The 20,188-nt window shown below is 65.7% G+C and carries 19 protein-coding genes; 10 read left to right on the top strand and 9 right to left on the bottom strand.

Annotated features, from left to right (window positions below; all coding sequences use genetic code 11):
• The first annotated feature begins 34 nt into the window (after nt 1–34).
• From KZ810_RS10970 to KZ810_RS10955, 4 genes are read left to right on the top strand one after another with little or no spacing between them, the layout of a single operon-like run.
• The gene (locus KZ810_RS10970; RefSeq protein WP_219769158.1) at nt 35–970 is read left to right on the top strand and encodes an SDR family oxidoreductase; all 936 of its coding nucleotides are present in this window, start codon (nt 35–37) and stop codon (nt 968–970) included.
• Complete coding sequence (locus KZ810_RS10965) at nt 952–2,118, top strand: glycosyltransferase family 4 protein (protein WP_219769157.1); 1,167 nt, start codon at nt 952–954, stop codon at nt 2,116–2,118. The genes KZ810_RS10970 and KZ810_RS10965 overlap by 19 nt, the downstream gene beginning before the upstream one ends.
• Nucleotides 2,119–2,157: 39 nt before the next feature.
• A complete protein-coding gene (locus tag KZ810_RS10960; RefSeq protein ID WP_219769156.1) occupies nt 2,158–3,255 on the top strand; it encodes a Gfo/Idh/MocA family protein in 1,098 nt (365 codons plus the stop codon).
• Between the two features lie 8 nt (nt 3,256–3,263).
• Nucleotides 3,264–4,151 carry a hypothetical protein gene (locus KZ810_RS10955; protein ID WP_219769155.1) on the top strand — a complete coding sequence of 296 codons (888 nt, stop codon included), beginning with the start codon at nt 3,264–3,266 and terminating at the stop codon, nt 4,149–4,151.
• A gap of 49 nt (nt 4,152–4,200) precedes the next feature.
• On the opposite strand, the gene KZ810_RS10950 is transcribed toward KZ810_RS10955, so the two are convergent.
• From KZ810_RS10950 to KZ810_RS10930, 5 genes are all read right to left on the bottom strand, one after another.
• Nucleotides 4,201–6,321, bottom strand: coding sequence for a GumC family protein (locus KZ810_RS10950; RefSeq protein WP_219769154.1), 2,121 nt, complete (start codon nt 6,319–6,321; stop codon nt 4,201–4,203).
• Nucleotides 6,322–6,385: 64 nt separating this feature from the next.
• Nucleotides 6,386–7,675 (bottom strand): outer membrane beta-barrel protein, encoded by a 1,290-nt coding sequence (locus KZ810_RS10945; protein WP_219769153.1) that lies wholly within the window; start codon nt 7,673–7,675, stop codon nt 6,386–6,388.
• Between the two features lie 94 nt (nt 7,676–7,769).
• A complete protein-coding gene (locus KZ810_RS10940; protein WP_219769152.1) occupies nt 7,770–8,321 on the bottom strand; it encodes a polysaccharide biosynthesis/export family protein in 552 nt (183 codons plus the stop codon).
• 117 nt (nt 8,322–8,438) lie between these two features.
• A complete protein-coding gene (locus KZ810_RS10935; protein ID WP_219769151.1) occupies nt 8,439–8,981 on the bottom strand; it encodes a glycosyltransferase in 543 nt (180 codons plus the stop codon).
• The gene (locus KZ810_RS10930; RefSeq protein WP_219769150.1) at nt 8,978–9,418 is read right to left on the bottom strand and encodes a glycosyltransferase family protein; all 441 of its coding nucleotides are present in this window, start codon (nt 9,416–9,418) and stop codon (nt 8,978–8,980) included. The genes KZ810_RS10935 and KZ810_RS10930 overlap by 4 nt, the downstream gene beginning before the upstream one ends.
• Nucleotides 9,419–9,773: 355 nt before the next feature.
• On the opposite strand from KZ810_RS10930, the gene KZ810_RS10925 reads away from it, so the two are divergent.
• The 5 genes from KZ810_RS10925 to KZ810_RS10905 all read left to right on the top strand — a co-directional run bounded on the left by KZ810_RS10925 (nt 9,774) and on the right by KZ810_RS10905 (nt 16,742).
• On the top strand, nt 9,774–10,493 hold the full coding sequence (locus KZ810_RS10925; protein ID WP_219769149.1) for a metallophosphoesterase family protein: 720 nt from the start codon (nt 9,774–9,776) through the stop codon (nt 10,491–10,493).
• A gap of 122 nt (nt 10,494–10,615) precedes the next feature.
• On the top strand, nt 10,616–10,888 hold the full coding sequence (locus tag KZ810_RS10920) for a hypothetical protein (RefSeq protein ID WP_219769148.1): 273 nt from the start codon (nt 10,616–10,618) through the stop codon (nt 10,886–10,888).
• A gap of 416 nt (nt 10,889–11,304) precedes the next feature.
• Nucleotides 11,305–13,704 (top strand): O-antigen ligase family protein, encoded by a 2,400-nt coding sequence (locus KZ810_RS10915; protein WP_219769147.1) that lies wholly within the window; start codon nt 11,305–11,307, stop codon nt 13,702–13,704.
• Nucleotides 13,705–13,796: 92 nt separating this feature from the next.
• A complete protein-coding gene (locus tag KZ810_RS10910; RefSeq protein WP_219769146.1) occupies nt 13,797–14,498 on the top strand; it encodes a polysaccharide biosynthesis/export family protein in 702 nt (233 codons plus the stop codon).
• Between the two features lie 18 nt (nt 14,499–14,516).
• Nucleotides 14,517–16,742, top strand: coding sequence for a GumC family protein (locus tag KZ810_RS10905; RefSeq protein WP_219769145.1), 2,226 nt, complete (start codon nt 14,517–14,519; stop codon nt 16,740–16,742).
• A 30-nt stretch (nt 16,743–16,772) separates the two neighbouring features.
• On the opposite strand, the gene KZ810_RS10900 is transcribed toward KZ810_RS10905, so the two are convergent.
• On the bottom strand, nt 16,773–17,168 hold the full coding sequence (locus KZ810_RS10900; RefSeq protein WP_219769144.1) for a Rap1a/Tai family immunity protein: 396 nt from the start codon (nt 17,166–17,168) through the stop codon (nt 16,773–16,775).
• Between the two features lie 54 nt (nt 17,169–17,222).
• On the opposite strand from KZ810_RS10900, the gene KZ810_RS17375 reads away from it, so the two are divergent.
• A complete protein-coding gene (locus tag KZ810_RS17375) occupies nt 17,223–18,260 on the top strand; it encodes a cell wall hydrolase (RefSeq protein ID WP_308461538.1) in 1,038 nt (345 codons plus the stop codon).
• Between the two features lie 4 nt (nt 18,261–18,264).
• Here the strand turns inward: KZ810_RS17375 and KZ810_RS10890 are convergent, their stop codons facing one another.
• From KZ810_RS10890 to KZ810_RS10880, 3 genes are read right to left on the bottom strand one after another with little or no spacing between them, the layout of a single operon-like run.
• Nucleotides 18,265–19,431, bottom strand: a complete 1,167-nt coding sequence (locus KZ810_RS10890; protein WP_219769143.1) for an acyltransferase family protein — start codon at nt 19,429–19,431, stop codon at nt 18,265–18,267.
• On the bottom strand, nt 19,428–19,724 hold the full coding sequence (locus KZ810_RS17370; RefSeq protein WP_219769142.1) for a hypothetical protein: 297 nt from the start codon (nt 19,722–19,724) through the stop codon (nt 19,428–19,430). Before KZ810_RS17370 ends, KZ810_RS10890 begins: the two co-directional genes overlap by 4 nt.
• Nucleotides 19,714–20,136, bottom strand: coding sequence for a hypothetical protein (locus tag KZ810_RS10880; protein WP_219769141.1), 423 nt, complete (start codon nt 20,134–20,136; stop codon nt 19,714–19,716). The genes KZ810_RS17370 and KZ810_RS10880 overlap by 11 nt, the downstream gene beginning before the upstream one ends.
• Nucleotides 20,137–20,188: the final 52 nt, after the last annotated feature.

Raw genomic sequence — 20,188 nt, 5'->3', positions numbered from 1 at the left:
TTATTTCCAAAGATCACATGGACGGGGCGGGCGCATGCGAATCTACGTCGCGGGCGGCGGGGGGATGTTGGGCGATGCAGTCTATCATGCGCTTCGATCGCGGCACGATCTTGCGATCGGGGATGTCGTGGATCGGGACGACTGGGTCCACCACTGTGACGTTCGCGACTTTTCCGATTACCGTCACCATGTCGACGCGTTCGCACCCGACATCCTGATCCATCTCGCCGCACATACCGACCTGGAATATTGCGAGACGGCGGTCGACGACGCGTATCGCACCAACACCCTGGGCGTCGAACACGCCGCGACGATCGCCGACATGCACGCGGTCCCGCTGGTCTATATCTCGACCGCCGGTATCTTCGATGGCCGCAAGGACAGTTACGACGACTGGGACGAGCCCAATCCGCTCAGCGTCTACGGCCGCAGCAAATTCCTCGGCGAGCGACACGTCCAGCGCTGCGTCCCGCGGCACTTCATCTTTCGCGCCGGCTGGATGATGGGCGGCGGGCTCGCCAAGGACAAGAAATTCATCGGCAAGCTGGTGCGACAGTTGATCGCGGGCGAGCGTCGCCTCCACGTCGTCGACGACAAGCTCGGTACACCGACCTACACCGTCGACTTCGCACGCAACATCGAACGGATGATCGGGACGCGCTATTACGGCCTGTACAATCAGGTATGCGGCGGTGAAACGAGCCGGCTTGAGGTGGCGCGCGAGCTGGTGCGATTGCTCGGCCTGGACACCACGGTTGAGGTCGTTCCGGTCGGCTCGGACCATTATGCCGCGGAATATCCCGCGCCGCGTCCCGCATCCGAACGATTGGTCAATTACAAGCTCGCGCTGCGTGGCATGAACCACATGCGCGACTGGCGCGTCTGCCTCGCCGAATATGTCCGCGAGCAATTCGCGGACGTGATCGCGCCGCTCAGGGTTCCCGCGCGTCAATGCGTGCACGCGGCATGAACGGCGGCGCGGCGGCGACATCGCGTCCGCTGCGTATCGCATCCTTCGGCTTCCGCAGCCTGCCGCCACGCGACGGCAGCGCCGGGGCCGACAAATTCGTGCTCGAACTGCTGCCGCGGATCGCGGCACGCGGGCATTGCGTCACCGGCTATAACCGGCGCTACCGCGGCGAGCGTTACTCACCGAGCACCGATTTTCGCGGCGTTCGGCTGCGCAACCTGCGGACCTTCCGTCGGGCCGGGCTGGAGGCCTGGTGTCACGCCGCGCGCGTCACCTTCGACATCATCCGGCACGATCGCGCCGACATCGTGCACATCCAGAACGGCGGCAACAGTCCGTTCGCGCTCATCCTGCGGATGTTCGGAAAGCGGACGATCCTGACCGAGGACGGCAAGGAATGGGAACGTCCGAAATGGTCGCGGCTCGCGCGGCGATATCTGCGCGCGGCGACCTGGCTGACCGCCCACGTCCACAACGCGGTGGTATTCGACAACGTCTACGCGCGGGAGGCTTTCACGGAGCGCTTCGGCCGCCGCTACGACCTGATCCCCTACGGCGCCGATGTCGCGGCACCCCGTGACGACGCCACCGATCTGCTCGAGCGGCTCGGCGTCGAGCGCGGGCGGTACCTGCTGTTCGTCGGGCGCTTCATCCCCGACAAGGGGCTGCACCATCTGCTCGCCGCGTTCGCGACGCTCGATACCGGGGTCAAGCTGCTGCTGATCGGCGGCGCTGCGGGGCGCAGCGATTATGCCGCGCGCGTGTGCGACAGCGGTGATCCGCGCGTGCTGACCCCGGGATATCTCTACGGCGAGCAGGTGCACGCGCTCATGCGCGATTGCCTCGCCTACGTGCAGCCGTCCGATCTGGAGGGTTTGTCGCCGGTGATCCTGGAAAGCGCGTTCGTCGGCGCCCCGGTCATCTGCTCCGACATCGCGATGAACCGCTACGCGCTCGAGGAACACGGCATCTACTTCGCCGCCGGCGACGCCGACGACCTGCGCCGGCAATTGCGCCGTGCCCTCGACGAGCCCGAGTGGCTGCGCGCGCGGGCATGGGCGCAGCAGCAGCACGTCACGCGCACTTATTCGTGGGAGCGCGTGACCGACCAATATTGCGCGCTGTTCGCCGCGCACGCGCCGACCTGACGATCCGGCGCATCGATAACAAGAAGGGGAGCGAGGACAATGGTGCGGATCGCGGTCGCCGGACTGGGGAAGATGGGGATCGCGCACCTGGCGCAGATCGCGCAGGTCGACGGGGTCGAGATCGTCGGCGTGTGCGATCCCGCGACGTATCTGCTCGGGCTGCTGCGCCACCAGACCGATCACCCGACCTTCTCCGACTATCGCGTGATGCTCGACACCGCCGCGCCCGACGCGGTCGTGATCGCGACGCCCTCGCACCTGCACGTCGCGATGGCGCGTGCGGCGCTGGAGCGCGGCATCCACGTCTTCTGCGAGAAGCCGCTGACGCTGTCACCCGACGACAGCGCCGCGCTGGTCGCGCTCGCCGCCGCGCGCGGGCTGGTCAATCAGGTCGGCTACCATCACCGCTTTATGGGCACGTTCCGTGAGATCAGGCGTCTGCTCGACGCAGGCGTGATCGGTGCGATCAGCCATGCCTCGGCCGAGGCGCGCGGGCCGGTCGTGCTGCGCGACAGCGGCACGACGTGGCGCACGCGCCGCGCGCAGGGCGGGGGGTGCCTGTTCGACTATGCCACCCATCCGATCGACCTGCTCGCCTGGTATCTGGGCGAGCCGCGCAGCGTCGGCGGCACCGCGCTGACGCGTGTTTTCTCGCGCGACACCGAGGATCAGGTCCACGCGACTTTGTTCTTCGATGCCGGGCGGACGGCGCAGCTGACCGTCGACTGGAGCGACGAATCGCAGCGCAAGATGTCGACGCGCGTCAACATCTGGGGCAGTCACGGCCATCTCTACGCCGACCGGCAGGAGGTGCGGCTGTTCGCGCGACGCAATGCGAACCTGCCCGATGGCTACCGCGTCGGCTGGAACACGCGCTACATCACCGACCTGACCGAACCCGTCGGCTTCTACATCCGCGGCGAGGAATATGCCGCGCAATTCGAGCATTTCGTCGCGCGCGTCGCGGGGCGGACGCTTCCGGCCCTCAACGATTTCGCCTCCGCCGCGGTGACCGACCGCGTGCTCGCGCTGCTGACCGCCAATGCGACCGCGCCGCGCCGATCGGTAGCGCCGGCGGCAGCGGCAGCGGCACCGGCCGCCCCGGCGCGTCGCCGCCGCTCGCTCTTCGCGCGCTGAGCCCCGCGATGCTCAACAGGCTGATCCTCGGCGACAATCAATTCTTCGGCATCAACCACATGTCGGAGGAGCGCGCCCGCGCGCAGGCGATCCAGTTCCAGGACGACGCCGCGGTGATCGACGTGCTCGACGCCGCGGTGGCGGAAGGCATCACCGGGTTCATGTGCACGACGCACGACCGGATCGCGCGCGTCGCCGCGCACGTGCGTGCGCATCCGGGCGCGTATCGCGATTTCGTCTTCTATCCCGCGATGCCCTACGCGCACAAATACGCCAATGCGGTGACCGAGGATGGCATGCTCGGCGCGCTCCAGCGGTTCGTTCCGGGGGAGGGCGGGGTCGGTCGCCTGATGCGCGGCGGGCTCTCGCTCGTGCGCGGCGACATCGATCATCTCGCAACCGTGCTGGTCGACGCGGAGATGGCGATGTTCGATCGCCTCACGACCCCGGTCGTCTTCCTCCAGAACAACATGGTCGACCTGCTGCTCGGGCTCGGCGCGCATGACGCTTTCGCGATCTTCGACCGCCACGTCCGCGCGCGTTACGGGGCGCAGGCGGGCTATGTGACGATGAACCTGCCGCGGCTGCTGCCCGTGCTCGATCGGCTCGGCATCACCGACCCGATCGTCTGCACGAGCCTCAATGCGCGCGGTTTCCGGATGGGTGGTGGCGACGCGATCGGTGCGGCGCTGCGTCGCTATCGCTGCCGCTGCATCGCGATGTCGGTCTTCGCCTCGGGCGCATTGCCCGCGGACGAGGCGATCGCCTGGGTCTGCGCGCAGCCGAACGTGGAGAGCATCGTGTTCGGCGCGTCGAGCGGGCGCCACATCCGCGCCACGCGCGATCTGGTCGAGCAGCATTGGGGCCCGCTCGCGCGCGCTACGGCAGACGCCTGATTGACGCGCTCAGGCGGCGGCGAGGATCGCCTCGCCGCCGGGGCATGCATCACGCCTCCTGATAATAATCGGCGTATTGCTTCGAATAATAATAATAGGATCCGACGCTCTGCGAGCTCGTGTCCACCATCGTGTACATCGAACCGACCAGGTTGGCGCCGTCACCCTTCAGCCACGATGCCGCTGACACGACCGCGTGCTTGGGCGTCTTGTTCCACTTGATGACCAGCGTGACCGCATCGGCCAGCGCGGCGAGGAAGCGGCCGTCGGCGAGCCCGACGAGCGGCGGCAGATCGAGGATGATCGTGTCGTAGCGTTCGGACAATTCCTCGAGTATCTTCGGCATCAGGTCGTTGCCGAACAGGTTCTCGGAGGAGAAATACGGCTTGTGGATGACGATCTGGTCGAGATTGTCGACACCGCTCGCCTCGATCACCGTGTCGAGCTCGACCTCCCCGTGGAGCAGCTCGACCAGCCCCTTGCCGTCGGGGGCGGTGGGCGTGATCATCCGCAACTGCGCGCGGCGAACGTCGGCATCGACGATGATCGTCCGGTCGCCGTTCATCGCCATCACCCGCGCGAGCGCGAGCGCGGTGGTCGTCTTGCCCTCGCTCGGCAGCGCGGAGGTGAGCGCGATGACCTTCGGGCGCGCCTGCCCGCGGACGCCCAGCAGCGAAGCGCGCGCGTTGCGCAGCGCTTCGGCATATTGCGACGTCGGCTTGTCGACGACGATGTCGGCGGGGCGTTCCTGCTTGACGCTCGGGATCGCCGCGATGAGCGGCACGCCCAGTTCCGCCTCGACCTCGTCGATGCTGCGCAAGCCCGTGATCATCAACTCCTGCGTGACGATGACGGCGACACCGACGCCCAGACCGGCGATCAGCGACAGGACGAACAGCAGCGGACGATTGGGCCAGCTCGGCGCCTGCGACGGCTCGGCATTGTCGATGATCTGCGCCTGCGCGATCGAGTTCTGCGCCGCCTGGCGCGATTCGAGTGCCAGCGCGGCGAGCTTCTCGTACGCGTCGTGCTTGCTGTCTGCGTCGCGCTGCAGGCTCGCCGCCATCACCGAGGCACGCGCGTTCGCGCCCTGCTTCTGCTCAAGCTGGTTCATCGAGGCGCGCAGGCTGGCGGCGCGTGCTTCGGCTGCTCCCGCATCGGCATCGAGCGAACTGACGACCCGCGTCATTTCCTTCTTCAACTCGGCGTCGAGCCCCGCCACCTGATCGCGCACCTTGATGAAATCGGGGTGCCGCTCGCCGTAGCGGCCACGCACGTCTTCCAGCGTCTGCGACAGCGTCGCGCGCTGGCGGCGCAGGTCCTGGATCGTCGCGGACTGCCGGACATCGGAGATGGTGTCGAGCGTGCCGCGGCGTACCTGCTGGCGTGCCGACTGCTCCTTGGCGCGGGCCTCGGCGGCGAAGGACTCGGCGCTCGCGAGCTGGAGCGACAGCGGCGCGACCTGCTGGTCGACGATCGTGCCCTGCTGGTTCGACGTGCCGCGAACGATGCCGGTCTGCGCCTGGAACTGCGCGACACGCTCGTCGGCGGCACGGATTTCCGCGGCGAGTTCGTTCTGGCGACGCTGGTACCACTGCGTCTGGCGCTCGGCCGTGCCGATCTTGTTGCCGACCTTTGTGTCGAGATAGGCGGCGGCGAAAGTGTTGGCGATGCGCGCCGCCTTGGTGGCCGACTGCGAATTGAAGCGGATGACGATGATGTAGGTCAGCTTGTCGCGCGACGCGTCGAGGTGATTGTTCACGCCGCGCGCGACCACGTCGAGCTTCGCCTCGGGCGACAGCGCCGGCTGACCCTCAGGGGTCGGCCCGCCGCCGAATTCGGGATCGTTGATGAGGTTGAGCCGCTTGACCACGACGCGGGCGAGATCGAGCGAGCGGATCACCGACACCTCGGTCTCCAGCGCCTCGCTCGCCAGCTGCGCCTGCGCTTCGCCCGCGCTTCGCGCGAGCGGATTGCGGCTCGGGTCGATCTGAAGCCGCGTCACGCCCTGATAGGTCGGCGTGATCCGCAGCGTCAGCACGACGCCGATGATCGTGATCGCGGCCGTGATCGCCAGCAGTACCCACAGGCGCCGGCGCAACACGTCGCGAACCGACCGGATCAGATCGCCCAGGCGGGTTTCGGGCTCAGCCGCGTTCACGACCTTCATGGCAGGGTTTTCCTAAACAATCGGAGGAATGGCCGCGACCGGCCGGCCAGGGGCAGGATTGGTATCATCGTCTGATCCGGATCGAGATACGACCGCGTACTTCGTCGAACGGGTTGCCGAGCCCGGTCCCGTTCGGCTTGTTCGATCCGTAGCCGACATCGGCGGACAGACCGAGCCAGCGCGTCATCTGGTAACGGCTCGACGCCTCGATCCGGTAGACGTCGGTCGATGTCGATCGCTCGGGATACTCGCGCTTCGCGATCTCGCCGCCGATCGTGACGATCATGTTGTACAGCAGCTCGTGGTCGACCGTGACCCGGACACGATTGTCCCACGAGGATCCGACGTTGGCGAGATCGACGTCGACGAGGCGACGCTGCAGCAGGACGCCGACCGTCGTCAGCTCGCTCGCGAACCAGTCGCCGCGCGCCTCGACCGAGAAACCCTTGGTGTTGCGGTACGTCCCCCGCGCATCGAAATCGCGGTAGCTGTACCCGATCCCCACCGTGCCGCGGGCGACGCCGGCGATATCGAAATTGGATCCGACGATGCCCCGGTAACCAGTCGAATCGCGATTGGGCCGACCGAATGACAAGGTGTCGTAGTTGTTCCGATCGACCTCACCGCGCACATAAAAGGACAAGCTCGGCGTAAAGCCCAACTCGTACGTCAGCGTACCACCGAGCGCGGTGCGATCGCGGTAGCGCTGACTGCGACGCGAACCGTCGCCGAAACGAATGTCACTGAAATCAAAGCGATTGCGGCTGATTGTCCCGACGACGCGCGATTGGCCGCCATCGTAGGTAAGCTGCCCGTTCACATTGTTGTTCAGGTAACGCGACGGGACGGTCAGGTTTGCGACGACATCCGAGGAGAAAGGTGATTCATACGTTTTCGAGACGCCGGTATCGATGCGCGCGGTGAGGCTGCTCGACACATCGATGCGACCGTTCTGCTGGACGTACCACGCATTCTGATTGCGCAGTGTCTGATTGGCGAAGCGGCGCAGATCGCCGGCGGCAACCAACCGAACCTGATGCACCGACCAGTCGGACGTAGCCGCGATATAGGGCTCGAAGCCGACAAACACGTCCGACTTCTTGTTGCGATTATCATTGAAGACGTTGTTGCTGTAACTGAGCGACGTAGCGAGCTGTGGGTTCAGGATGAAGCTGCCGAGCCGGATACCCAGCGCGTCATATTCGGGATGAGGGCGTTCGGCGACGCTGACATTGTGACCGCGATCGTAGGCGTCGTTGCTGCTGGTGGCGGGCGGTAACAGCAGGCTGCTGGTCTGCGCCGATGCCGCCGTCGCACCCACCAGCAGCCCGCCGCTCGCAGCGACGCACGCCATGTACCGGGAACGCCTGGCACGTAGCGTGTACCGGCTTATTGGTAGGAAGGTGGCCGGGTTCATCATCTGGCAAGCGTCAGGCGCGCCGCCGCGATCAGAAGAAGCGCTCGGTCAGGCGGATCGTATCGCCCGGATAGACGCGAAGGTCGGGCGTGAGCACATATTCCTGCTCGTATTGCTCGCCGAATCGCCGGATCAACACCGTCGACTTCTTCGCGCGCGGTGTGTAGCCCTGCGCCGTCGCGATCGCATTCATCACGGTCAGACCGCTGATGTATGGAAACTGCCCCGGTGAGCGAACTTCACCCAGGATAAAGAACGGGCGATAGGTCGCGACCTCCATGCTCACGCGCGGGTCACGCAGGTAGCCGTCGGCCAGCCGCATTTGGATGTCGCGCGAGGCGCGATCAACCGTCTTGCCGATCACCTTCACGTTGCCGATCAGCGGCAGCGAGATGTCGCCATCAGTGCTTACCGAAAAATCGCCGCTGAGCTGCGGCTCATTGTAGACGATGATGCGAACCTTGTCGCCGGCACCTAGCGCATAAGTGTCTTCGCTCGTCGTACCCGCGGTATAGCGTTCGCCACTGGAGATTGGCGGCGGCCCACCCTTGCCGCAGGCGGCAAGCGACAAGGCGGCCAGCATGGCGAAAGCCGCGCTTCGTTTCACGTAAACACCCCGATTTCTGGTAGTCATCGATCGTTAACACGCACCCTGCAGGTCATCAACCGCTTTCCGGCAATTTGCTGCATCGTCAATTCCTTACAAGTGCCTTGGTCGTCTTGTGAACAGCTTGTGGCGCAGTCGCAAGCCGGCGGGTTGCTTTGCCGACGCATGAACCAAGCACGCAAGCTGGTCGACGAAACTTGCCGGCGCGCTGGCGGCCAAGCTGGGAGAAGCAGTGAGTAGGCCTAGCTGCATGAGCAAGGCGGTCAACTGTTTCTCGTTCTCTGCCGGGTAAATGCCAGGGCGATCGCCGAAGGCGCGAAGCGTGGCAAACTGGTGTCCGTTACGATGTTCGCCCAAGCGATGGTCGCGTGGCATGATGATGATGGGCTTACCGAACTCCATCGCGGTTATGATCGACCCCATGCCCGCGTGACAGATCATCAGATCACACTCGCGCTGCAATTCGCGAAATTGATCATGCGGAATATGGGCAAAGCTCTTCATCGCGGTGGGGCGAAAAGCAGTCGGGCCGATCTGAGCGACAACATCGTCTCGCCCATTCGTCGCAGACCATTGATCGACCGCGCGGATCAGGCGATCAAACGGCAGCTGGGTTCCGACGGAAACCAATATCACAGAACCTGCCCCAGGTACCGAAGCGATCGATCACGATGCGCAAGATGCGCCCATTGCACCACGCGGACGTCGGCGACGGGACGTACCAGGCGACCCGACAGTGACATGCGCTCGCTATTGGCGATGCTGTCGATCCAGATCGTGCGCGCGCCAAACCACTTTGCGACCAGCAGTGCGAGCGCGCCCGGTGCGGCACCGGTCGATACGACAAGATCTGGCGCAAACGACCGTATGATACGGGCAAGCCGTATGAGGGTGGGGGCTACCCCTACGAGCGAGTCCCGTGCGGTATCGGGTATCTCCAGTACGGCGCGTGCGCCCAGCGGAGGTGTCATGCCAGACGACGTGCTGACGAACTGGCAGTCCATGCCAGTGAAGGCTTCACACAAGCGTTGAAGCTCGATCCAATGCCCGCCGGCCGAGGCAACCAGCAGCACTCGGGGCATTGGTGACCCGTCTTTCCGAAGGAGGGGAGCAAGCGGCCCGCATTCGCGCCCGTCGCCATCGCGGCTGGCCCGCTCGGTGTCCAACCGATCCGGAAGCGCGAGAGCAGCCGCTGATCGGATATCAGCCAAGTTTGTCCAGTCCACCGGTTGAGCGCTGCCGGGAATGGCGGCGCAAGCCTCCCTGTCACCGGCCGCAATCTCGTCCGGTCACGCTCTCGCAACGTCTATCTAGGATAGTCGGATTTGTGTATCCCGCCCTCGTTGTCCGGCCGTGCTGTTTCCTGCAAGCTGGACATCCTACCTCCCCCTTCGGCCCCTTCAAAAACGCTAGACCGGAGTTGCCTTGTTGCCAAGTACCGACTCGGGTGAGCGAATCTACGCTATCGGCGATGTGCATGGCTGCCTGACCCTGCTGCACCGACTGCTCGATCTTATAGGAAGTCACACGCGCGCGCTGCCGCCCGTTCGGTCTTTGTACGTAATTGTCATCGGTGATGTGATCGATCGCGGTCCGCACAGCGCCGAGGTCCTCAGGCTGTTATATGATCTGAGCCGGGAAAATCCGAACTTGGTCGTGCTCCTCGGGAATCACGAAGCGGCGCTATTGCAGGTGATGACCGGGGACGTGGATGCGCTGCGCCAATGGGTTGCGGTCGGTGGTGCGCAGACCTTGCGCAGCCTCGGCGTTTCGCCTCGCCGATCGGGTGAGCATTCGCGTGATTACCTGTCGCGCGTACGCGCAGCGATCCCGCCGGCATGGTTGTCATGGCTTGGCAAATGTCCCCTGAGTGTCCGGTCGGGTGATTACCTGTTCGTTCACGCGGGCGTTCGCCCGGGCGTGGCGCTCGACCGTCAGGCGCGTGAAGACCTTCTGTGGATACGCGAGGACTTTCTGGATGATCGCCGCGATCATGGAGCCGTGATTGTTCACGGACACAGCATCTCGGACGAGGTCGAGATACGGGCCAACCGCATCGGCATTGACACGGGGGCCTACAAATCGGGGCGACTCAGTGCAATTTACCTCGAAGGGTCGGTTCAGCAGATCATTACGGCGTCTGCATAAGTGAAGTCTCTTTTTCGCGTCTGTTGGAAGGAACTGCTCGGCGGTCTTGCTTGATTTTCGACGGCGAGCGTTGCATAGCAAGAGAGAGGGCGTTCACGCGCCGCCGTACAGGGGTGCAAGGTATGATTCGCAAGCTATTTCTAGGGGCGGCATTGGCCAGCCAGGCTTTTGTCGGCGTCGCGGCTGCCGCACCTGCGCGTCCGCAGGCGGTGAGTTTCGGTAGCGCCAAGCCGGTTGGGGCAATCTCCACTCCCGTGCGCGCGTCTGCTGCAACCAAGGGCGAAAGCGATCTCGTCGGAGTTCCTTTCCTGCTGCCGCTTCTGGGCGCCATCGCGGTCGTAGTGGTCGTGGCGGTTGTGGCGAGCGGCGGCGACAACAACTCCAGTCCGAACTGAGTTGACCGCGCGTATCGCGCGGTGTCGTAAGCTTATCAGAGGGGCGGATCGTTCAGCGATCCGCCCCTTTATGTATTGGCGACGAATTGTTCCCAAAACATGCCGGCTAATCTTATCGGCTCTGCCAGGCGAAGGCATTGGCTTGTTACGGCGCTGAAGTGCGTAGTTGATTGCAGCCATCAATTGGGCAAAACACTGATTTGAATCGACAAACGTGCCGGATCCTCACGGTGAAGCAGTTTGCGAAGTCAGGATATTAGCCTTCAGTGCCGCACCAGCCCAGACGGAAATCTTCACCTACCCAGCGGCATGGCGCGGTCACGAGACGTGGCCTTGCGACATTGGCCTTCGGTGCCTGTCTGCTCTTTGGCGGTGGTGCCGGTCTGGGCTACCCGCTGATCGAGCTGGCATGTCAGATGCTCGCAATCCTCATGATCGCGACGGTGCTGATCAACTCGCCGCCACATCTGAAGACCGCGGTCGTCGTCATGTTCGCCGCCGCCGCGGCTTTGCTAGGTCTCCAATTGATCCCCTTGCCGGGGGGTATCTGGCAGGCTCTGCCTGAAAACGAGATCGCGGGGCGTATCCTCGCACAGACGGGCCGCGGCGCGCGTTGGCACGCACTGAGCCTGACCCCCGATCGTACCTTGTCCATGCTATTCTCGCTCCTGGTACCGTTCGCGACCATGCTGGTGATCGCGGGTCTCAGTCTGCCGAAGCGGATCGTTGCGCTCCGACTGATCCTCGCGGGGGCGGTGATTGCCGCGGTTTTTGCCGCGCTGCAGGTGGCCGCAGGCGGAGCCGCCGCGCCGATCCTCTATGAAACAGCGCATCGCGGATATGGCGTCGGCTTTTTCGTCAATCGGAACCATCAGGCAACGCTGCTGCTGATTGCCATCGTGATTTCTGCCGTACCGGGGGTCACGGGTGAGCGACCGATGCGCCACGTGATCATGCTGGCGATCGACACCTTTCTGGCGATGGGTATTCTCGCGACGAGTTCGCGCACGGGTCTCGTCTTGCTGCCATTGGCAATACTCTGCGTCGCCGCGCTGACGTTGGGAGTGAGGCGCAGCGGACGTGCGATATCGATCGTGGGCGGGCTTTATCTGATCGTAGGGCTGTTGCTCACGCGAACCGAACTAGTCGGGCGGGTACTCGGGCGCTTCGACAGCCTCTCGGAAGAACTGCGATATCAGTATTGGGATAACACCCTTTACGCACTCCGGCATAGCTTTCCTTACGGAACCGGTTTCGGCAGCTTCGAGCGTGTTTATCGCAGTGTGGAGCCCATCGAACAGGTTTCGCCATTCAATGTGAATCATGTGCACAATGATTTCCTCGAACTTGCACTCGAGGGTGGGCTGCCAGCGGTGGTGTTGATGGTGGTCGCGGGGGTAGTGCTGGTTCGCGCGGTCGTCGCGGGGTGGCGCGGGGCGAGTGGGCGGCAGGAGCGATCAACCGTGGTCGCCGCCATCGTATCGATCGGGATCGTGCTGTTGTTTTCGCTGGTGGATTACCCGTTACGCATGGCGGGGATCGCGGGCCTGTTCGGTGCGATGCTGGGGCTGATCGTGGCGGCTGCCCGGTCCCGCGAGCCGGCGCGCCCCAACCCCGGCACGGATCACCAGCGTCGACGCTGGGCAGTAACGGCGCTGGCGATCGCGGTCGGTGCGACCGCAACGGCCGACGCGAGCGCGCGCTTCCTCGTCCTGCATGGCGCGGGGACACTTGCGAGCCAGATCGCGCCCTGGTCGGCCGACGCGTGGGCGGCGCGCGCCGAGGCCGAGCAACGTGCCGGACAGCAGGTCGCCGCGCGCGAATCGGCGGCGCGTGCGCTCGGCATCGTTCCGATCGATGCCAAGGCGGTTCGCGTGCACGGCTTCGCCGATCTGCTGCTGGGGCAAACGGCGCGCGGAACCGCATTGCTCGAAACCGGGGCGGCGCTCGGGTGGCGTGACACGCTGCTGCAATTGTGGCTGATCGACCGCGCACGACAGGCCGGCGCGAGTGCCATCGCTGCCGAGCGGATCGACGCGCTGCTGCGCCGCGCGCAGGTGCCCGAACCGATGATGCAGCAAATGCGTCTCGTCTACGCGGCGCCCGGCGGCGTCGACGCGGTCGTTGCGCGCCTGGGCGATCGACCGTCGTGGCGGCGCGGATTCTTCAATGCGGTTGCGGGCGATGCAGCGAACGACCTTGGCAGAACGACAATATTTCTCGACCGCCTGAGCGCGCGCGGCATTCCGGCGACCCCCGACGAAACGCTTCTGATCCGGGGTCGATTGGGTGAGCGCGGACAGGTGCAACAGGCGCGTGCGGTCTGGTTGGCGAGCGGCGGTGTGGGCGAGATCGCGGACGGCGGGTTCGAGCGAACCGCCTCGCCGCTGCCGACGGGCGTATTTCCCTATGCGTGGAGCCAGATCGCGACCGACGGCGTCAAAGTGATCCTCGCCGATCGCGGCGCGGGCGGTAGCGCGCACGCGGTCGAGATCGTCACCGACGGGCTGACGAGCGCTATACCCCTGGTACAGGCGATCGCGCTTCCCCCCGGGAACTGGGAATTGAGCGCGCAGGTGAGGGGCGGTGACGTTCCTGCCGCGCTGGTGCTGACCTGTGCCAACAAAGCGCAGACTGCTGCCGCGAGCCTTCGTCTCACGGGTTCGGGGCAGGACTGGCGACGCGTATCGGGTTCAGCGCGGATCGGGACCGACTGCCCGGCGCAGATCCTCGGCATCTCGATCGAGGGACATGACGCGCAGGTGAGCCCGATCTGGATCGACGACGTGCGTGTCCTGCCCGCCCGGCCGCATTGACGCTGTGCAATTTTACCAAAGATATCTACGTCCTTGACCCGGGCCGGGCGATGGTGCGATCGCTGACCCGGCGGGAAGGGATTGGTTGACGGATGAAAGCGATCTGGCTCGGCGCGATTGCGCTGAGCGCTACGCTGTGCGCGTGCGCTGATAACAATGTCGGGCCGAACCTGCGCACCGGTGAGAGCGCCTATGCGACGATCCCCGCGCCGGCGGGTGAACCGAGCGTACAGGATTACCGTATCGGCGCGCTCGACACCGTCGATATCACGGTGTTCCAGGAACCGGACATCTCCACCCGCGGCGTGGTGGTCGATGCCGCGGGCGTGATCTCGATGCCGCTGATCGGACGCGTTCAGGCGGCGGGCAAGACCACGACCGAACTGGCCGACCTGCTGGCGGCACGCCTTGCGGAGCGCTTCTACGTCAATCCGCAGGTCACGGTCACGGTCGCGAGTTCGGTGGCGCAGCGCGTGACCGTTCAGGGCGACGTGAAAGAGCCGGGCATCTACCCGATTTCGGGGCCGACGACGCTACTCGACACCGTGGCGCTCGCGAAGGGGGAGAGTGAGGACGCCGCCCTCAATCAGGTGATCGTGGTGCGCTATATCGAGGGCAAGCGGATGGGCGCGGTTTTCGATCTGAAGCGTATCCGGCGCGGCGACGACCCCGATCCCGCGATCCAGCCGCGCGACACGATCATCGTCGGCCATTCCGCGGGCAAATCGGCATGGCACGACATTCTCCGCGCGGCCCCGCTGCTCGCGGGCTTCGGCGTGTTCGCGCAATTCTAGGGACGAACGGGAACGATCATGGGGAGCCTGGACATCCCGTCGAGCGATCGCTGGCCCGACGAACGATCGACACCCGGCGCGGGCTTCGCGCGGGCCGAGCCGTCGTTCGGCGGGTATGAAATCGAGGAGGATGACGAGCCCGCGGTAGACCTGCGCGCTGCGTGGACGACCATCTACCGCCATCGCTTCGTCGTCGCCGCCATCATTGGGGTGATGCTGCTGATCGGCATCGCATCCATTCTGCTGATGCCGCGCAAATATACGGCGGACGCGAGCATCCAGATCGACCAGCAGGTCGCCAAGGTGCTCGGCACCGAGGACACCGAACCGCAGGTCGTCGGAAGCGACGCGGATCGTTTCCTGCAGACGCAGGTCGACGTGCTCAACAGCCGCGCGATGGCGAAGCGCGTGTCCGACAGCCTCGGTCTCGCTGCCAACGACAACTTCCTGAAGCGCATGACGGGGGCCAGCCAGATCGAGCTGAAGCCGGGCGGCGAGAGCCTGGCTGATCTGGTCGCCGACGTGTTGCAGCGCAATCTGTCGATCGACCTTCGCCGCAACTCGCGCGTGGTACGGATCATCTTCGTCAGCCGCGATCCCGTGCTCGCGGCCGAGATCGCGAACAGTTACGCCAGCAATTACATCGAAGCGAACATCCAGCGGAAGTTCTCGACCTCGTCCTATTCGCGACGGTTCCTGCAGAACCAGTTGGGTCTGGCCAAGACGCGGCTGGAGGGGTCGGAGCGTGCGCTGATCGCCTATGCGCGATCGGCGCAGTTGATCGATGCCAGTTCGGGCGCGAACCGCGACGAGCGCACCACCGGCCCGCGCTCGCTCGTTACCGCCAACCTGGTGCAGCTGAACGCGGACGCGGCGACGTCGGAGGCGACGCGCCTGCGCACGCGCGAGGCGTGGGAACAGGCGCGTCGCGCGCCGCTGATGTCGTTGCCCGAAGTATTGGGGAACGAGACGATCCAGCGTTTGTCGCAGAAGCGCGCGGAGGAACTCGCCAACCTGAGCGAGATCCGTCGTCGCCTCAAACCCGACCATCCGGTCGTCATTCAGGCAACCGCGGAGATCGCGACGCTCGATCAGCAGATCGAGCAACTGGCCGAAGGCATTCGCCGGTCGATCCGAAACCAGTATCAGGCGGCTGAGCGGCAGCATAACGCGCTGGCGCAGCAGGTCGCGACATTGAAGGGCGCGACGCTCGCCGAGCAGGATCGCAGCGTGCGCTACAACATCCTGCAACGCGAGGTGGACACGAACCGCCAGCTCTACGAGAGCCTGTTGCAGCGGTACAAGGAAGTGAGCGCGGAGGCCGGGATCACGTCGAACAACGTGACCAACGTCGACAGCGCGGAACCACCGCGGCGGCCGACCTCGCCCAAGCCGCTGCTCAATCTCGCACTCGCGCTCGCCGCCGGCATTGGTCTCGCCGCGCTCTACGCGTTCGGGCGCGACTACCTCGACGATTCGATCCGCGATCCGCAGGACGTGGAGGAAAAGCTGCACATTCCGCTGCTCGGCGTCGTGCCCGACAGCCACGGCGTGCTGCCGCTCACGCTACTGGCGGATCCCAAATCGGAGCTGTCGGAAGCGTATCACGCCATCCGCGCCTCGATCGAGCTGTCCTCCAATCAGGGGCCACCGCGCTCGATCCTCGTCACCGGCAGTGGAAAATCGGAAGGCAAATCGACCACGTCGTTCGCGCTGGCGCGCGATTTCGCGGCGCTGGGGCGGCGTGTCCTGCTGATCGACGCCGATCTGCGGCGCCCCTCGCTTCACCGTGCGTTGAACCTCGCGCTGCCCGAGGAAGGGCTGTCGACGGTGCTGGCGCGCGTCACGAATTATCAGGCGACGATCCTCGACACCGATACCGACGGGATGCGTTTCCTGCCGAGCGGACGGCTTCCCCCCGATCCGGCGACGCTTTTCGCGGGGACCGGGATGCACGAGCTGCTCGACACGCTGCGCGGCGACTATGACGTGGTGATCGTCGACGGCCCGCCGGTGCTCGCGCTCGCCGATGCGACGCAGCTCGCCGCCGCCGCGCAGGCGACGGTGTTCGTGGCCGAAGCGGCCGGGGCGCATTTCGGGCAGGCACGCAATGCCGTCTCGCGACTGCGGCGGGCGAATGCGAGCGTGATCGGCTGCGTCGTCACCAAATACGATGCGAAGAAAGCCGGGTACGGTCAGTCGTACAATTACTACCGCTACGACTACAGTAGCGCGGAAGCGTGATCGACGGTTCGGGCGGGTCGTGCGATGCGGTCAGTGAGCGGCGGGCGCAGCGGAGCAAGGATAGCGGACCTTGAGCGCGACCACCACGACCGACGCCGCCTCCCCGCTCGCGATATCGGGATGCGCCGCAACGTAATCGATGAAGGCGCGACGAAGCTCGCCCTGGGGCACGTGACGCGGTGCGCAGAACTCGCGCAGATTGAGCCACGCTTCGTAGGCGCGCACGGTGTCGTGGACGCCCGCGACATAGGCGAAACAATAGGACGCGTCGGCGGGAACGCTCGACTGGCAGCGATCGCGCAACTGGCCCGCGCTGAACAATCCGCCTGCGGTCGTTCCCGCGGGTGCCGCGGCGGGGCGGGTCTGCGCGACGGCGACGGGGGAGGCGAGGATCGCGGCGAGCATGAGCAGGCGCAGGCAGTTCATGCGGCCCGTTACGCGCTGGTGCGCGACGCGGCAACGCACTAGACCGCGCCCACGATGACGACCCGCGGCCCCGATGGATACGTCGCGACCGATGCCGGCGATGATCATCCGCTCGAACTGACCGCAGCGTTGCCGCGGTCGATGCGTCGTCGGCCGCGCGTGCTGATCTTCCTTCCCGCCTTGATTGCGCTGGGACTGATCGCCGCCTTGCTGGCGATCGCGGTGCATAGCCTGCAGCAACGTCCCGCAGGCGACGAGCCTGATAGCGGCGCGACCGTCACGCAGGTGATCGCGGCGGCGCGAAAGGCGCGGATCGAGGCCCCGTTCGCACCGTCGACGCTTCGGCCGCTGAGCGCCGATGAGGCGCGCGCGTTCAATGCCCGCCGGGCGGCGAGCGGGCCGGTCGCGTCGGCGGAGGCGTTCCTGCTGCGCAGCGGCGACGCGAACGACTATGCCCGTTCGCTCCAGTGCATGACGATGGCGGTCTATTACGAGGCGGGGAGCGAGAGCGACGACGGCGAGCGCGCGGTCGCGCAGGTCGTGCTCAACCGGTTGCGCCATCCCGCTTATCCCAAGACGGTGTGCGGCGTCGTGCTCGACGGCGCGCAACGCCGCACCGGATGCCAGTTCACTTTCGCCTGCGACGGGTCGCTGGCGCGCGCGCCATCGGTGCCGGGGTGGGCGCGCGCGACCAGGATCGCCGCGGCGGCGCTGGGCGGGGGGGTGTATCAGCCGGTCGGCTGGGCGACGCACTATCACGCGAACTACGTCGTCCCCTATTGGGCGGCGAGCCTGATCAAGGTTGCATCGATCGGTGCGCACGTCTTCTATCGCTGGAACGGCCTCGCGGGCACAGCCGCCGCGTTTCAGGGACGCTATTCGGGGCACGAGCCGGCGGTATCCTCGGTCCTTGCGCCCGGCGCGGCGCCGTCGCCCGTCCCCGCGGAGGCGAACGACGTGGCGGTTGCGACGCAGGACCGTCCGATCCTGTCGGGGGTGGCGCCGTCCGCGGCGGAGACATCCACCGTCGTGACGCTCGACGAACGGCGGATTCTCGCCCGGCCCGCGACCGACGAAAGGGCGGACCGCTAAGTGGTCAGGGGGCGACCGTCTCGAGCGCTGGACGTCGCCGTTGCAGTTTGCGCGTGACGGGTAGCTCCACGAAGCGCCACGTCAGCCATCCGGCAACGAAGCAACCCTCACACGCGATGACGGCCAGGAAGGCCAGTCCCGCGAAGCTCTGCGCGGCGAACCGGGCGGTCGTCCACGCGAATGCCCCCAGCAGGAAACTGTGCGTCAGATAGATGCTGTAGGAGGCATCGCCGAATGCACGCGAGAACCGGTTCAATCGCCCGGCATGATCCTCGCGCCGTGGGCGCAACAGCACCGTACACGCGAGGGCGATGGCGATCGCGGGCATGGCAACGAAACGTCGGTCACTTGTGGTCGCGGTGACGAACGCGACGACCGCGAGCGCGATGATGAGGGACGCGGGGACGGCGGGCAAATGCGTGCTGACGCGATGGCGGAGGAAGGCGATGGCAATGCCGATCGCGAAATAGGCCATGATCGGGCGCGTGAAGACGTAGGCTGCGAGCGCGAAGCTCGCCCGGTCGGGTGGCGCGTCACGCCCGACGCCCGCGACGATCAGCAGCACGAGCGTGGTCAGGACGAGCGCCGCGCCATGCCGCCGCAACAATGCCAGCCCCGCCGCGAAGAGCAGGTAGAAGAACATCTCGTAGTGAAGCGTCCAGCCGAGTTCGTAGACCGGCTGTATCACCCCGTTGGCGCCGCGGTGGGGAATGAAGGCGAACGAATAGATCACCTCCATGACGGTCGGCTGCCGCCGCGACGCGGACGCCAATTGCTGCGTGAGCAGTCCGAACGCGATGATCAGCAGCGTCGTGAGATAATAGAGCGGCGCCACGCGCAGGAAGCGATGGCGCAGGAAGGCTCGGCCGGTCGGCACGCGTTGGGAATCGCGCAGTGCGATATAGACCATGATGAAGCCGCTGATCGCGAAGAATGTCGCCACCCCGACCTGTCCGAAGCGGGTGGTGAAATCCGGTATCGCGCCCGGCAGGGCCCCGCGCCGCGCGTAGCGCTCGAGCAGATGCTGGACGACCACGCCTGACGCGGCGATGCCGCGCAGGAACTGGAGCGGCACGATCTGATCGCGCGAGAGGTCGTCGCTCCGGCGGGCGAGACGGGCGCGGAGGCGCGCGGCGATCGACACGTCCGACCGGGCCGCCGCCGCGGTCACGCCAGCCGCAGCATCACGATGGTGGCGTTGAGGGCGAAGCCCAGCGCCACGCTCTTGATCATCTCGCGCGGGGTGACAGGCAGATTGGCGTTGATCACCGCGGCGATCAGCGACGTCGCGGCGGCGAACAGCAGCAGCGACCACCATTTCGGCCAGGCTGCGTTGGTCATGTCGGTCAGATCGGTGATGAGCGGCAGCAGCACCATGAGAAAGTGCCCGAAGCACGCCGCCAGCCAGTGCGAAAGGAATCGCGGCAGGCTTTCACCCAGTTCGAGATGCGGGTCACCGTTCACGCACGACGCTTTCCTGTTCGTATTCGGCGTAGCGCACCAGCGTACCGACGAGCATCTCGTAATAAGCAGCCGACTCGGGCTCGATATCGGCGGCCTGATCCTCGCCAGGTTGCGCCCGCGAGACGCGCGCGCGCGCTGCCTGGATCTGCCACTCCGCCATGGCCCGCCAGGTCGCGACGTCGCGCGCGGCGATCGCCTGCTGCGCGAGCCCGATCAGGATCACAATCGCGCCGATCACCGCGACCCCGACCGCGAGAAAATAGCCCTTCGCCCAGATCGCGCGCAGCCAGAAGCCGTAGATGACGGTCGCGATCACCGCGACGAGCGCCACGAGGCAGATCAGGTTGATGACCCAGCCGATCCGGTCGGACCACCGCGTCCGGCTAAGACCTGCGTCAGCACGCGTCGACACGGAAGCTCCCTTTCATGACGCTTGTTGCGCCGCGTTGTGCCAGCGGTCCATC

The organism is Sphingomonas citricola, assembly GCF_019429535.1.
Taxonomy (GTDB): Bacteria; Pseudomonadota; Alphaproteobacteria; order Sphingomonadales; family Sphingomonadaceae; genus Sphingomonas; species Sphingomonas citricola.
The sequence above is the reverse complement of the archived record's forward strand: the minus strand, read 5'-3'. Positions and strand labels throughout refer to the sequence as shown.

Excerpts from the sequence above, each read along its gene's own strand:
- KZ810_RS10900 (WP_219769144.1), bottom strand. The coding sequence starts at position 17,168 with ATGAACTGCCTGCGCCTGCTCATGCTCGCCGCGATCCTCGCCTCCCCC.
- KZ810_RS10955 (WP_219769155.1), top strand. The coding sequence starts at position 3,264 with ATGCTCAACAGGCTGATCCTCGGCGACAATCAATTCTTCGGCATCAAC.
- KZ810_RS10910 (WP_219769146.1), top strand. The coding sequence starts at position 13,797 with ATGAAAGCGATCTGGCTCGGCGCGATTGCGCTGAGCGCTACGCTGTGC.
- KZ810_RS10920 (WP_219769148.1), top strand. The coding sequence starts at position 10,616 with ATGATTCGCAAGCTATTTCTAGGGGCGGCATTGGCCAGCCAGGCTTTT.
- KZ810_RS10945 (WP_219769153.1), bottom strand. The coding sequence starts at position 7,675 with ATGGCGTGCGTCGCTGCGAGCGGCGGGCTGCTGGTGGGTGCGACGGCG.
- KZ810_RS10970 (WP_219769158.1), top strand. The coding sequence starts at position 35 with ATGCGAATCTACGTCGCGGGCGGCGGGGGGATGTTGGGCGATGCAGTC.
- KZ810_RS10940 (WP_219769152.1), bottom strand. The coding sequence starts at position 8,321 with ATGCTGGCCGCCTTGTCGCTTGCCGCCTGCGGCAAGGGTGGGCCGCCG.
- KZ810_RS10950 (WP_219769154.1), bottom strand. The coding sequence starts at position 6,321 with ATGAAGGTCGTGAACGCGGCTGAGCCCGAAACCCGCCTGGGCGATCTG.
- KZ810_RS17375 (WP_308461538.1), top strand. The coding sequence starts at position 17,223 with ATGACGACCCGCGGCCCCGATGGATACGTCGCGACCGATGCCGGCGAT.
- KZ810_RS10960 (WP_219769156.1), top strand. The coding sequence starts at position 2,158 with ATGGTGCGGATCGCGGTCGCCGGACTGGGGAAGATGGGGATCGCGCAC.
- KZ810_RS10965 (WP_219769157.1), top strand. The coding sequence starts at position 952 with ATGCGTGCACGCGGCATGAACGGCGGCGCGGCGGCGACATCGCGTCCG.
- KZ810_RS10905 (WP_219769145.1), top strand. The coding sequence starts at position 14,517 with ATGGGGAGCCTGGACATCCCGTCGAGCGATCGCTGGCCCGACGAACGA.
- KZ810_RS10915 (WP_219769147.1), top strand. The coding sequence starts at position 11,305 with ATGCTCGCAATCCTCATGATCGCGACGGTGCTGATCAACTCGCCGCCA.